This is a genomic window from Streptomyces sp. NPDC107575, from assembly GCF_055657265.1.
On sequence record NZ_JBVKBG010000003.1, the window covers coordinates 74959 to 87648 of the forward strand.

The 12690-nt window shown below is 71.8% G+C and carries 13 protein-coding genes and 1 pseudogene; 9 read left to right on the forward strand and 5 right to left on the reverse strand.

What is annotated here, in order from left to right:
- The first annotated feature begins 7 nt into the window (after positions 1-7).
- From ACZ7L4_RS13560 to cobC, 3 genes and pseudogenes are all read left to right on the forward strand, one after another.
- Positions 8-382 carry a cobalamin biosynthesis protein gene (locus tag ACZ7L4_RS13560; RefSeq protein ID WP_472102154.1) on the forward strand — a complete coding sequence of 125 codons (375 nt, stop codon included), beginning with the start codon at positions 8-10 and terminating at the stop codon, positions 380-382.
- Positions 383-626: 244 nt separating this feature from the next.
- Positions 627-692 (forward strand): annotated as a pseudogene (locus tag ACZ7L4_RS13565) (hypothetical protein); the annotation flags it as partial.
- A gap of 129 nt (positions 693-821) precedes the next feature.
- Positions 822-1910: an Rv2231c family pyridoxal phosphate-dependent protein CobC gene (gene cobC / locus ACZ7L4_RS13570; RefSeq protein WP_472103984.1), complete on the forward strand. Its 1089-nt coding sequence runs from the start codon at positions 822-824 to the stop codon at positions 1908-1910.
- 91 nt (positions 1911-2001) lie between these two features.
- On the opposite strand, the gene ACZ7L4_RS13575 is transcribed toward cobC, so the two are convergent.
- Together ACZ7L4_RS13575 and ACZ7L4_RS13580 are read right to left on the reverse strand one after the other, a co-directional pair.
- Positions 2002-2937, reverse strand: a complete 936-nt coding sequence (locus ACZ7L4_RS13575; protein WP_472102156.1) for an SCO1860 family LAETG-anchored protein — start codon at positions 2935-2937, stop codon at positions 2002-2004.
- 245 nt (positions 2938-3182) lie between these two features.
- The gene (locus ACZ7L4_RS13580; RefSeq protein WP_472102158.1) at positions 3183-4277 is read right to left on the reverse strand and encodes an amidohydrolase family protein; all 1095 of its coding nucleotides are present in this window, start codon (positions 4275-4277) and stop codon (positions 3183-3185) included.
- 75 nt (positions 4278-4352) lie between these two features.
- Here ACZ7L4_RS13580 and ACZ7L4_RS13585 point away from each other — a divergent pair, with 75 nt between their 5' ends.
- From ACZ7L4_RS13585 to thpD, 5 genes are all read left to right on the forward strand, one after another.
- Positions 4353-5453, forward strand: a complete 1101-nt coding sequence (locus ACZ7L4_RS13585; RefSeq protein WP_472102160.1) for a pyridoxal-phosphate-dependent aminotransferase family protein — start codon at positions 4353-4355, stop codon at positions 5451-5453.
- A gap of 399 nt (positions 5454-5852) precedes the next feature.
- Positions 5853-6395, forward strand: coding sequence for a diaminobutyrate acetyltransferase (gene ectA, locus ACZ7L4_RS13590; protein WP_450814923.1), 543 nt, complete (start codon positions 5853-5855; stop codon positions 6393-6395).
- A 64-nt stretch (positions 6396-6459) separates the two neighbouring features.
- The gene (ectB, locus tag ACZ7L4_RS13595) at positions 6460-7731 is read left to right on the forward strand and encodes a diaminobutyrate--2-oxoglutarate transaminase (protein ID WP_472102162.1); all 1272 of its coding nucleotides are present in this window, start codon (positions 6460-6462) and stop codon (positions 7729-7731) included.
- A gap of 40 nt (positions 7732-7771) precedes the next feature.
- Positions 7772-8176 (forward strand): ectoine synthase, encoded by a 405-nt coding sequence (locus ACZ7L4_RS13600; RefSeq protein WP_266721029.1) that lies wholly within the window; start codon positions 7772-7774, stop codon positions 8174-8176.
- A gap of 5 nt (positions 8177-8181) precedes the next feature.
- Entirely contained in the window at positions 8182-9078 is an 897-nt protein-coding gene (gene thpD / locus ACZ7L4_RS13605) for an ectoine hydroxylase (RefSeq protein WP_472102164.1), read from the forward strand.
- Positions 9079-9143: 65 nt separating this feature from the next.
- Here thpD and ACZ7L4_RS13610 read toward each other — a convergent pair whose 3' ends face one another.
- Positions 9144-10208, reverse strand: a complete 1065-nt coding sequence (locus ACZ7L4_RS13610) for an alkene reductase (RefSeq protein WP_472102166.1) — start codon at positions 10206-10208, stop codon at positions 9144-9146.
- A 162-nt stretch (positions 10209-10370) separates the two neighbouring features.
- On the opposite strand from ACZ7L4_RS13610, the gene ACZ7L4_RS13615 reads away from it, so the two are divergent.
- Positions 10371-10865, forward strand: coding sequence for a MarR family winged helix-turn-helix transcriptional regulator (locus tag ACZ7L4_RS13615; protein WP_472102168.1), 495 nt, complete (start codon positions 10371-10373; stop codon positions 10863-10865).
- A 38-nt stretch (positions 10866-10903) separates the two neighbouring features.
- Here ACZ7L4_RS13615 and ACZ7L4_RS13620 read toward each other — a convergent pair whose 3' ends face one another.
- The gene (locus tag ACZ7L4_RS13620) at positions 10904-12022 is read right to left on the reverse strand and encodes a maleylpyruvate isomerase family mycothiol-dependent enzyme (RefSeq protein WP_472102170.1); all 1119 of its coding nucleotides are present in this window, start codon (positions 12020-12022) and stop codon (positions 10904-10906) included.
- Positions 12022-12654, reverse strand: coding sequence for a sigma-70 family RNA polymerase sigma factor (locus ACZ7L4_RS13625; protein WP_472102172.1), 633 nt, complete (start codon positions 12652-12654; stop codon positions 12022-12024). The genes ACZ7L4_RS13620 and ACZ7L4_RS13625 overlap by 1 nt, the downstream gene beginning before the upstream one ends.
- Between the last annotated feature and the right edge of the window lie 36 nt (positions 12655-12690).

The window sequence follows — 12690 nt, forward strand, 5'->3', positions numbered from 1 at the left end:
GCGTGGCGTGGTCGTCGGCGTCGGCGCCCGGTCCGGCGCCCCGGCGGACGAGGTCATCGGACTCGTGCGGGCCGTGCTCGCCGAGGCGGGCGCGACGGACGTCCTGGCGCTCGCGACGCTCGACGCGAAGGGCCGCGAGCCCGGCATCGTCGCGGCGGCGCGGGCGCTCGGCGTGCCCCTGGAGACGTACGACGCCGAGCGGCTCGCCGCCGTCCCCGTGCCGCACCCGTCCGCGCGGGCCCGCACCGCCGTGGGCACCCCTTCGGTCGCCGAGGCCGCCGCCCTCGTACGCGGTGGTGAACTGCTCGTCCCGAAGCGGACGTCGGCCGGGGCGGGCGGGGGCCCGGGCCGGGTGACGTGTGCGGTGGCCCGGCCCGGGTAGGGACCGGCCCGGCTTCTCCTTCCCCCTGGATTCCTCTCCCGATCCCCGCTCGATCTCCTGCAAGGAGCCCGTCCCCATGCACACCCCTCCCCCGGCCCTGCTCGCCGCTCTGGAGCAACGGCTCGACGACGTGTCCGGCGGCGGCCCGCGGACACCGCGCGACCGCGCCGATGTGACCGTGCTGCTCGTCGGGGCCGGCTCGGCCGACTCCGCGGCCAACGCCGAACTCGCCGCCGCCGCACGGATGTTGTGGGAGGGCAGCGGCTACGCGGGCGTGGAGGCGGCGTATGTCTCGGCGGCGCCCGACGTGCCCGCGGGGCTCGACCGGTGCGCGGCGCTCGGCGCGCGGCGGGTCGTCGTGCTTCCGTACGGGGCGCTGCCGCCGGAGCGGTTCCACGCGCAGGCCGTGGGGTGGGCCGCGGCGCATCCGGAGGTCGACGTGCGCTGCGCGGCCGCCCCGGCCGTGGCGGAGCCGGTCGGCGGGCCCGACCTGCGGCACCACGGTGACGCCGAAGTCCGTGACGACGGCGAGAAGTTGACGGATCTCGCGGTGAACGTGCGCACGGGCACGCCGCCGGCCTGGCTGCGCGATCACATCGCCGGTTCGCTGGAAGGGCTCGCGGCGTATCCGGACGGGCGGGCCGCGCGGGCCGCGGTGGCCGCGCACCACGGGGTGCCGGTGGAGCGGGTGCTGCTCACGGCCGGGGCGGCGGAGGCGTTCGTGCTGCTCGCGCGGGCGCTGCGGGTGCGCAGACCCGTCGTCGTGCACCCGCAGTTCACCGAGCCGGAGGCGGCGCTGGAGGATGCCGGGCACGCGGTGGGGCGGGTGCTGCTGCGGGCGGAGGACGGGTTCCGGCTCGATCCGGCGCTCGTGCCGCACGACGCGGATCTGGTGGTGGTCGGCAATCCGACGAACCCGACCTCGGTGCTGCACCCGGCGGACACGCTGACCAGGCTGGCGCGGCCGGGGCGGTTCCTGGTGGTCGACGAGGCGTTCATGGACGCCGTGCCGGGCGAGCGGGAGTCCCTGGCCGGGCGGACGGATGTGCCGGGGCTGGTGGTGCTGCGGAGTCTGACGAAGACGTGGGGCCTGGCCGGGTTGCGGGTCGGCTATGTGGTGGCCGAGCCGGAGGTGGTGGCTTCCCTCGAGCGGGCGCAGCCGCTGTGGCCGGTGTCCTCGCCCGCGCTCGTCGCGGCGCAGGCGTGCGTGTCCGCTCGCGGGGTGGCGGAGGCGGCGGACGCGGCGGGTGCCGTTGCGGCGGACCGGGCGTATCTGGTCGGGCTGCTGCGGGAGTTGGCGCCGTACGGGGTGTCGGTGGCCGGGCCGGCGGAGGGGCCGTTCGTACTGGTGCGGGTTCCGGGCGCGGGCGCCGTGCGCGAGCGGTTGCGGGGTGTCGGGTTCGCGGTGCGGCGCGGTGACACGTTCCCGGGGCTCGGTCCGGACTGGGTTCGCCTGGCGGTCCGGGACCGCGCCACCAGCAACAGTTTCGTCGCCGCGCTGGCCGGGGTGTTGCACGTCATCGCTTGAGCCGCTGCGCACCTCCAAGCCCCTGCGGCGTTGCGGCCACGGGGCTCCGCCCCGGACCCCGCTGCTCAATCGCCGCAGGGGCTTGATTTGCCTACACCCGGTTGCGGCCGCGCCGCGCCATGGCCACCGCGCCGCCGCCCGCGAGCAGCAGCACGATCGCCCCACCCGCGATGTACGGCGTCGTCTCGTTGCCGCCCGTCTCCGCGAGGTCCTGCTTGTCGGCCACGGGCTGCGCCTGCGTCTTCTCCCCCTGAGGCTTCGGCTTCGGTGCGGGCGCCTGCGCCTCCGCCGCCTTCGGCGTCTCGCACGTCGCCTCCGCGAGCGTGACCTCGCCGTCGACCTCCGCGACGTTGAGGTTCAACGGGTTGACGTGGACCTTGAGCTGGAGCGCGGAGGCAGCCGCCGTGGTGTCCGTCGTGGAACGGTTCGAGAGACCCAGCGTCACCTCGCCGACCTGCGGGACCTTGATGGACGTCGTACCGCCGGTCGACAGGGTGACCTTCTTGCCGAGAACCGTGATGCCGCCCAGCAGGTTCGACTCGGCGAGCGGCTTCTCGCCCGCCACGCACAGCGCCCTGGACGTGACCTGGTCGACCTCGATGAGGGAGAGCAGCGGAAGGCCGGGGACGTGCACCTTGGCGTGGGCGAGCCGGGTGAGGCCTTCCGCCTTTCCGCCCTCGACGGTGGCCTTCGTCCGCGCCACGTCCGCGCGCAGCACGCTGAACGGCTTGCCGCCGTCGACCCCGTCCAGCGTCGCGGTCAGCGCGGTCCGGTCGGCGCTCTTGGGCGCCTGCACCTCGTTCAGCGAGACCTTGAGCGGGACGTTCACGGTCTTGTTGAGGAGCGATACGTCGAGTCCCGTGCGGAGGACGACGGCGCCGGCCTTGCCGCCGCTGTGCTCGGTGGCCGCGGCCGGGCCCGCGGTCGCGAGCAGGGTCGGGCCGAGAGCGAGCGCGGTGGCGGCCGCGGTCGCGGCGAAGCGGCGGCCGGGCGTGCGCAGGACTGTGGGCAGGGTGGAGCTGGGCATGGCGGTGGGACCCCCAAGTAGCAACCAGGACCGCGCGTGACGGGACAGCACGGAACAAGGCAGGAAGGAATGAGGCGGAACGGGACGGAACCGCCTCGACTGGTCATCGGTAAGGGAATCTTTACGCACTGAGAGTGAACGGGCGCCCACGTTCATGGAGTTCACCCCAAAGTGGCGTTTCCGTGCACACCTTCGAATCAGGGGGCACGCCCGTCCCGCCGGTCACACACCGTCAACGCGGCAGGTCACCCGACCACGTTGCCCCGCAGCACGATCCTGCGCGGCGCCGCCAGCGCCCGGACGTCCTCGCGCGGATCCGATCCGTAGACCACGAGGTCCGCGGGCGCGCCCTCCTCGATGCCGGGGCGGCCGAGCCAGGACCGGGCGCCCCACGCCGTCGCCGAGAGCGCCTCGACCGGCGGGATGCCGGCCTTCACCAGTTCCTCGACCTCGCCCGCCACCAGGCCGTGCGCGAGGGAGCCGCCCGCGTCCGTGCCGACGTAGACCGGGATCCCGGCGTCGTAGGCGTTGCGGACGGTGTCGTAGCGGCGCTCGTACAGGCGGCGCATGTGCGCGGACCAGTCGGGGAACTTGCTCTCGCCGCCCGCCGCGAGCTGCGGGAACGTGGCGATGTTGACGAGGGTCGGGACGATCGCGACGCCGCGCTCGGCGAAGAGCGGAATGGTGTCGTCGGTCAGGCCCGTGGCGTGCTCGATGCAGTCGATGCCCGCCTCGACGAGATCGCGCAGCGAGTCCTCGGCGAAGCAGTGGGCCGTGACGCGGGCGCCGAGCCGGTGCGCCTCCGCGATCGCCGCCTCGACGGCCTCGCGCGGCCAGCAGGCGCCGAGGTCGCCCGTCGCCCGGTCGATCCAGTCGCCGACGAGCTTGACCCAGCCGTCGCCGCGCCACGCCTCCTGGGCGACGTACGCGACGAGCTCCTCCGGCTCGATCTCGTGCGCGAAATTGCGGATGTAACGGCGGGTCCGGGCGATGTGCCGCCCCGCACGGATGATGCGCGGCAGGTCCTCGCGGTCGTCTACCCAGCGGGTGTCGGACGGGGAGCCCGCGTCGCGCAGCAGCAGCGTGCCGTGGTCGCGGTCGGTGAGGGCCTGCTTCTCCGCGGTCTCGGCGTCGACGGGGCCGTGCGTGCCGAGCCCGACGTGGCAGTGCGCGTCGACCAGGCCGGGCAGCGTCCAGCCCTCGACCGTGGTGACGTCGAGGCCCGCGGAGCGCGGCCGTTCGTATGCGATCCGGCCGTCCACCACCCACAGTTCGTCGCGTACGTCGTCGGGCCCGACGAGGACCCGGCCCTTCACGTGCAGAACCCCGCCAATACTCATGCGCGCAGCCTATGAGGCGGTCGGTACGCTCGACACCGGCACCCGTACGAACCCGTGAGCGAAGAGAGCCCCACCGTGACGCATCCGTTTCTCGACCTGGCCCCGTTGAGCGCCGAGCATTTCGCCTCCATCGAGGACCGTGTCGCCCGGCTCATGGACACGTCGCAGGACGTCGTGATCATGCAGGGTGAGGCGCTGCTTCCACTGGAGGGCGCGATCCGTGCCGCCGCGGGACCCGGCACAGTGGCGCTGAACGTGATCACCGGTCCTTACGGGCAGACCTTCGGCGACTGGCTGCGCGACTGCGGCGCCGAGGTGCACGACCTCGCGGTGCCGTTCCACACGGCCGTCACCGCCGAGCAGGTCGGGCAGGCGCTCGCCGAGCACCCGGAGATCGACTTCGTCTCCCTGGTGCACGCGGAGGCCGCGACCGGCAACACCAACCCGGTCGCCGAGATCGGTGAGGTGGTGCGGGCGCACGGGGCCCTGTTCTACCTGGACGCCGTCGCGTCGATCGCCGCCGAGCCGGTGCTCCCGGACGCGTGGGGCGTGGACCTGTGCGTGATCGGCGCGCAGAAGGCGATGGGCGGCCCGGCCGGCGTCTCGGCCGTGTCGGTGAGCGCGCGGGCCTGGGAGCGGATGGCCGCCAACCCGAACGCGCCGCGGCACTCCTACCTCTCGCTGCTCGACTGGAAGCAGCGGTGGGTGGACGGCGGCCGCAAGGCGCTGCTGCACGCCCCCGCACAGCTGGAGATGCTCGCCCTTGAGGCGTGCGTGGAGCGCATCGAGAGCGAGGGCCTGGACGCCCTGATGGCGCGGCACGCCTCGGCCGCCGCCGCCACGCGCGCAGGAACGCTCGCCCTCGGCGGTGGACTTGAGCCATACGTCCACGAAGCCCGCGACGCCGCCCCTGTCGCCACTACACTGCGCGCTCCGGCCGGCACGGACGCCCGTGAGCTGGTGGCGCGGGCGCTGGCCGTGGACCCGGTCCTTCCGCTGGTCGCGGGTGGTGGCGCGCTCGCTCAGGAGATGATCCGGGTCAATCACTACGGTCCGCAGGCGACCCGCGGCGTGGTCCAATCGTCGCTTGCCGCGCTCGGTGGGGCGCTCGCGGAGGCCGGGTTCGAGGTCGATCTGGAAGGGGCGCGAAAGGCGGTCGCGGCCGCCTGGGAATAAGCACCCCGGCGCACGAACCGGCGCACTCGACACAAGGCGTCGCCCTTTTCAGGGCGGCGCCTTTCACTTTATCCAAGAATTATTCAGACAGAATTGTCCCGCACTTTATCGGAGGCATCAGGCGAGCCTTCCTGTACTGCTTCTGCCCGCTTCCTCGCGACGTAAACACTGAGATTTCATCAACGGGAACCGACGTAATTCGGACGCGTCTCGTGACGATTACGTTGCTGTGACGTACTCCACACCAATTCAAGTACGACCGTTTTGTCCCGCTCAAACCGGGACATACCGCCGGGATTTCGTGCGCGCGCCCACCTGCGCGCGATAACACACAAGCCCGCTTTACGTAACCCCTGCCGCGGGTGCAATCCCGAAAATTGCTCGGTAAATTCAATTTGCATGACCGCCGCACAAGCGCAATTCCTGGAAGTCGCCGAAGTGGCCCCGGTCCCCGACGGACTGAAGATCGACCACCCAGAGGTGGCCGACGGAGCCGCGATCTGGCGTATCGCCCGCGACTCGAAGGTGCTCGACCTCAACTCCTCCTACAGCTACCTGCTGTGGTGTCGCGACTTCGCCGCCACGTCGGTGATCGCCCGCGACGAGAAGGGGGAGGTGGCCGGTTTCATCACCGGTTACGTACGTCCCGACCGACCCGACATCCTCGTGGTGTGGCAGGTCGCCGTGGACGCTGCGCACCGCGGGCGCGGCCTCGCCGCCGCGCTGCTCGACGGGCTGGCCGCGCGAGTGGCGGCGGCGCGTCCGGTCACCACGCTGGAGACGACCATCACGCCCGACAACGCCGCGTCCCAGGCCCTGTTCACCTCGTTCGCCCGCCGGCACCGCGTCGGCGTGGCACGCACGGTGCTGTTCGACGCGGGCCTGTTCCCGGACGACGGGCACCTGCCCGAGGAGCTGTACCGCATAGGCCCGCTGGCCTGAGCGCGCCCTCGCCCCACTCACCCCGAACCCCCCTCAACTTTCCCTCCCTAGAGGAGTTTTTGCTGTGACCATCACCCAGCCGGACCTGAGCGTCTTCGAGACCCTTGAGTCGGAGGTGCGCAGCTACTGCCGCAGCTGGCCCACCGTCTTCGACCGGGCCCGGGGCAGCCGTATGTACGACGAGGACGGCCACGAGTACCTGGACTTCTTCGCCGGCGCCGGTTCGCTCAACTACGGCCACAACAACCCGGTCCTCAAACGCGCTCTGATCGACTACCTGGAGCGCGACAGCGTCGTGCACGGGCTCGACATGTCGACCTCGGCCAAGCGCAACTTCCTGGAGTCCTTCCAGAACATCATCCTGCGGCCGCGCGACCTGCCGTACAAGGTCATGTTCCCGGGCCCGACGGGCACCAACGCCGTCGAGTCCGCGCTGAAGCTGGCCCGCAAGGTCAAGGGCCGCGAGTCCATCGTGTCCTTCACCAACGCCTTCCACGGCATGTCGCTCGGCTCGCTCGCCGTGACCGGCAACGCCTTCAAGCGGGCCGGCGCCGGCATCCCGCTGGTGCACGGCACGCCGATGCCGTTCGACAACTACCTCGACGGGCAGACGCCGGACTTCATCTGGTTCGAGCGCCTCCTGGAGGACTCCGGCTCCGGCCTGAACACCCCGGCCGCCGTGATCGTCGAGACGGTCCAGGGCGAGGGCGGCATCAATGTCGCCCGTGCCGAGTGGCTGCGCAAACTGGCGGATGTCTGCGAACGTTGGGACATGCTCCTGATCGTCGACGACATTCAGATGGGCTGCGGCCGCACCGGCGCCTTCTTCTCGTTCGAGGAGGCGGGCATCACGCCGGACATCGTGACCGTTTCGAAGTCCATCAGCGGGTACGGGCTTCCCATGTCCCTGTGCATGTTCAAGCCGGAGCTGGACGTCTGGGAGCCGGGCGAGCACAACGGCACGTTCCGCGGCAACAACCCCGCGTTCGTGACGGCGGCCGCCGCCCTGGAGACGTACTGGACCGACGGCGCGGCCATGGAGAAGCAGACCCTGGAGCGCGGCGAGCAGATCGACGAGGTGCTCGGCGCCCTGCGCACCGAGTACTCCGACGAGATCGTCGAATACCGCGGCCGCGGCCTGGTCTGGGGCATCGAGTTCCGTGACAAGGACCGGGCGGGCAAGGTCGCCAAGCGGGCCTTCGAGCTGGGCCTGCTCATCGAGACCTCCGGCCCCGAGAGCGAGGTCGTCAAGCTGCTTCCGGCACTGACGATCACGCGCGAGGAGCTGGAAGAGGGGCTTCGCACGCTCACCCGAGCCGTGCGCGAGACCGCCTGACCAGCACAACCAAGTTTACGAGGAAAGGCAGCAACCCACCGTGATTGTCCGTTCGTTCAAGGAGATAGAGAACACCGACCGGCACGTGAAGTCGGCGACCGGCACCTGGGAGAGCAAGCGCATCGTGCTTGCCAAGGAGAAGGTCGGCTTCTCTCTGCACGAGACGATCCTCTACGCGGGCACCGAGACCGACATGTGGTACGCCAACCACATCGAGGCCGTGCTGTGCGTCGAGGGCGAGGCCGAGCTCACCAACCGGGAGACCGGTGAGACGCATTGGATCGAGCCAGGAACGATGTACCTCCTGGACGGCCACGAGAAGCACACCATGCGCCCGAAGACCGACTTCCGCTGCGTCTGCGTGTTCAACCCTCCGGTGACCGGACGGGAGGACCACGACGAGAACGGCGTCTACCCGCTGCTGACAGAGGACGAGGAGGCCTGATCCCGATGACGACCGCACCCGACATCACGGACCTGTACCCGACGCGAGGCGCCTCCGAGGTGGCCACGCCGCGTGTCGACCCGGTCGTCTGGTCGGCGGAGGGAGCGCGAGGGCCGATCCGCCAGTCGGACCTCGCCTCCTTCGAGCGGGACGGCTTCCTCGCCATCGACGAGCTGATCGGCCCGGACGAGATCGGCATCTACCAGGCCGAGTTGAACCGTCTGGTGACCGATCCGGCGATGCGCGCCGACGAGCGCTCCATCGTCGAGAAGCAGTCGCAGGAGATCCGCTCGGTCTTCGAGATCCACAAGATCAGCGAGGTCTTCGCCAACCTGGTGCGCGACGAGCGCATCGTGGGGCGGGCGCGGCAGATCCTCGGCTCGGACGTCTACGTCCACCAGTCGCGGATCAACGTCAAGCCCGGTTTCGGTGCCCGGGGCTTCTACTGGCACTCGGACTTCGAGACCTGGCACGCCGAGGACGGCCTGCCGAACATGCGGACGGTGTCCGTCTCCATCGCGCTGACGGAGAACTACGACACCAACGGCGGTCTCATGATCATGCCGGGTTCGCACAAGACGTTCCTCGGCTGCGCGGGTGAGACGCCGAAGGACAACTACAAGAAGTCGCTGCAGATGCAGGATGCGGGCCTGCCCTCGGACGAGGCCCTCACCAAGTTCGCCGACGCGCACGGGATCCGGCTGTTCACCGGCTCGCCCGGCTCGGCGACGTGGTTCGACTGCAACGCCATGCACGGCTCCGGCGACAACATCACCCCGTACCCGCGCTCGAACGTGTTCATCGTGTTCAACAGCGTGGAGAACACGGCGGTGGAGCCGTTCGCGGCGCCGGTGCGGCGTCCGGAGTTCATCGGGGCGCGGGACTTCACTCCGGTGAAGTGATCCTCGTACGCACATGAGTTGGGGCGGGACCGGCTTCGGTCCCGCCCCAACTGCTGTTGCCGGGTCTACCGGGTCGGGTAGTCCGTGTAGCCCTTCTCGGTGCCGCCGAAGAAGGTCGCCGGGTCCGGGGTGTTGTACGGGCCCTCGCTGCCGAGGCGGGCCGGCAGGTCCGGGTTGGCGAGGAAGAGGGCACCGAAGCTGAGGATGTCGGCGACGCCGTCCTCGATGAGGCCGAGGGCCCGGTGGTCGGTGGGGCCCTCGGTGTGCGCGTTGAGCACGAACGGCCCGCTGAACCGCTTGCGCAGATCGGCGGTCACCTCGCGGCTCTGCTCGCCCACCTCCAGTACGTGCAGGTAGGCGAGGCCCAGCGGCTCCAGGGCGTCGACGAGCGCGGTGTACGTCTCGACCGTGTCGTGGTCGCCCATGGAGTTGTACGGGTTGCCGGGCGAGAGGCGGATGGCGGTGCGCTCGGCGCCGATGGCGTCGGCGACGGCCCTGACCGCCTCGACGGCGAACCGGATGCGGTTCTCGACGCCGCCGCCCCACTCGTCGGTGCGCAGGTTCGTGCCGGGCGAGAGGAACTGGTGGATCAAGTAGCCGTTGGCGCCGTGCAGTTCGACTCCGTCGAAGCCGGCCGCGACGGCGCCGCGGGCGGCCTCCGCGAAGTCGGCCACGGTCGCGCGCACCTCGTCCGAGGTCAGCGCGCGCGGCGTCGTGAAGTCCTGGAAGCCCTCGTTGGTGAAGGCCTGGCCCTCCGGGGCGACGGCGGACGGGGCGACCGGCGCGCCGCCGTCCGGCTGCAGCGACGGGTGGCCGATCCGGCCCGCGTGCATCACCTGGGCGAAGATCGTGCCGCCCTCGGCGTGCACGGCGTCGGTCACCGGGCGCCAGGAGTCGACCTGCTCCGGCGTGTGCAGGCCCGGCGTCCAGGCATAGCCCTGCCCCACGGCCGAGGGCTGGATCCCCTCCGTGACGATGAGCCCGGCGGAGGCGCGCTGCGCGTAGTACTCGGCGGTCAGGGCGGTGGCGGTGCCGCCCTCGCCGGCCCGGCTGCGGGTCATGGGGGCCATGGCTATGCGGTTGGCCAGGCGGGTGCCGGGGAGTTCGATGGGGTCGAAAGCGGTGGTCATGGCTACTCCGTTCAACGGGATATGACACAGGGCGACACATGCAACACGGGCGACACACGGCCGCAATAAAACATTGGCCGGCCAATCAATCGAGCCGCCTTCACTGTAGCCCATTCATTGGCCGGCCAAGGTAATCTCGTGGAGAAGTCGAGAGGAGCCCTCATGTCCCCCACCGCCGACGAGCCCGCCTGTACCGGTGATCTCCCGGTCGCCGCCCGCAGCGGCCCCGTCAGCCTGGCCCTCTCCCGTGTCGCCCGGCTGCACCGGATCGCCGCCGGGCAGCGACTGCGCGGGCTCGGCCTCTACCCGGGGCAGGAGTTCGTGATGATGCACCTGTGGGACAAGGGGCCCGTGCGTCAGTCGGAGCTGATCAGGACGCTCGACCTGGATCCGTCCACGGTCACGAAGATGCTGCAGCGCCTGGAGCAGTCCGGGCACGTGCGCCGCACCCCCGACCCGAGCGACCGCCGCGCCTCGCTCGTCGAGGCGACGGAGCGCAGTTGCGGACTCCTGGAGGACGTGGCCGGGGTGTGGGGCACGCTGGAGGAGCAGACCCTGGCGGGGCTCTCCGAGCGGGACCGGGCGGAGTTCGCTCGGCTGCTGTCCCTGGTCGAGGGCAACCTGTGCGCGCAGGCCGGGGCGGAGGAGTGCTCTTAGCTCCGGCCAGGAGGAGTACTCCTAGGGCCTGTCTTCGCTCACAGCCAGGCCAGTTGGGCCGCGCGGTCCAGGAGGGTGCGGGCCGCCCTCGGGTCGCCGGTGCCGGGCGGGAGGGTGTCGGGGGCCGCGCGGCCGCCGATGAGCAGGCAGAAGTCGACCGGGTCGAGGGTGAGTTCGGCGCGGACCGGTTCGTCCTCCGAGCCGAGGACCCACTCCGTGGAGCGGCTCGCGTCCGCCACGGTCAGCGCGACGGGCGTGGCCCGCGGGCCGAGCGCCTGACCGAGGATCCGCACGGCGAGCCGGACCAGGCGCCACAGGTGACCGGCCGGTGGCGGGGGCACGGGGCGGTCGAGGGCGCGGCCGATGTCGTGGCTGTGGATCCACGTCTCGAAGGCACGGACCAGGAAGTGCTCGGCGACGGGGAGCCGCGCGCCCATCAACGTGGCGGCCTGCGCGGCGAGTTCGGTGTCGTGGGCGGCCGGGGCCGCGAGCAGCTCGGCTGCCCGGGCGCGCCAGACGGCCACCGTGGCGTGCGGGTCACGCGCGCGTTCGTGGGCGATGACGGTGCGGGTGCGGGCCTCCCAGGCCGTGTGCCAGTCGCTGTCGTGCGGCGCGTCGGCGGGCGGTTCGTGGCCCGGCAGGCCGAGGTGGAGGGCCAGCGGCTCGTCGGCGGCGATGAGGTGCGCGACCGTGTCCCGCACCGTCCAGCCGTGGACCACCTCCGTGGACCACGCGTCGTCCGCCTCGGCGAGCAGCGCCTGGAGGGCGGCGACGGTGGCCGCGTACGGCTGGGCGTGCGGGGCGGCGGACGACGCCCGGGGTGCGGGCGGGCGCCGCGCCAGGGCCGCGGCGAGGGGTCCGGCGTCCGTACGGAACGGGAGACCGGCCGCCGGGGCCCGCGGCGCGCCGACCGCACTGTGCCCGACCGCACTGTGCCCGCCCGCACCGTTCTCGCTGCCGCTCGTCCCGTTCTCGTCTCCGTTCGGCCCGCTCAGGGACCGTACCGTCGCCCGCAGCCGTTCCGCCTCGGCCGCGCACTCCTCGCAGTCCGCCAAGTGCGCGGGGACGGCGCGCTGTTCGTCGGCGGGGAGGGCCTGCAGGGCCCAGGCGCCCAGGAGTTCGCTCACCGTCGCGTGGTCGCGCGCGTCCGTGGCCATCAGGCACCCCTTTCGTGAGCCTCGTAGTCCGGCTCCGCCGGGTCCGCCAGGGTTTCGGCCAGGCGGTGCAGTGCGGTGCGCAGGCGGGTCTTGGCGGTCCCTTCCGGTATGCCGAGTTCCGCCGCCGCCTGACGGTACGTCCGTCCCGCGAAGTACGCCAGATGCACCACTTGACGCTGCGGCAGCGGGAGTTGGGCCAGGGCCGAATGCAGGAGCAGCGAGCGCTCGCGGTCGACGACCCGCTCGTCGGGCCCCGGCTCGGGGGCCGGGATGGCGTGCAGCGCCGCGTCGTCCGCGGTGCGGGCCTTGCGGTGGCGGGCCTCGCTGCGCACCCAGTCGACCGCGCGGCGGTGCGCCAGCATGGTGAGCCAGGTGCGCAGCGTGCCGCGCCGCGCGTCGAAGGCGTAGGGCCGCGCCCACAGGTGTGCGAAGACCTCCTGCGCGACGTCGTCCGCCGCGCCCGCCGAGCGGGTCACGCGCACGGCGACACCGCGGACGAGCCCGCTGTACACGTCGTACGCCTCGGAGAGCGCGGCCTCGTCGCCGTAGACGAGACGTCGGTGCAGCTCGGCGTCGTCCGCGACCCGGTCCTTGGGGTCGCAACGCTCCGTACGGGCCACCGGCACCACCACCTCGTACTGCCTTCCTAGCGTCCTGGGGAGCGGGAC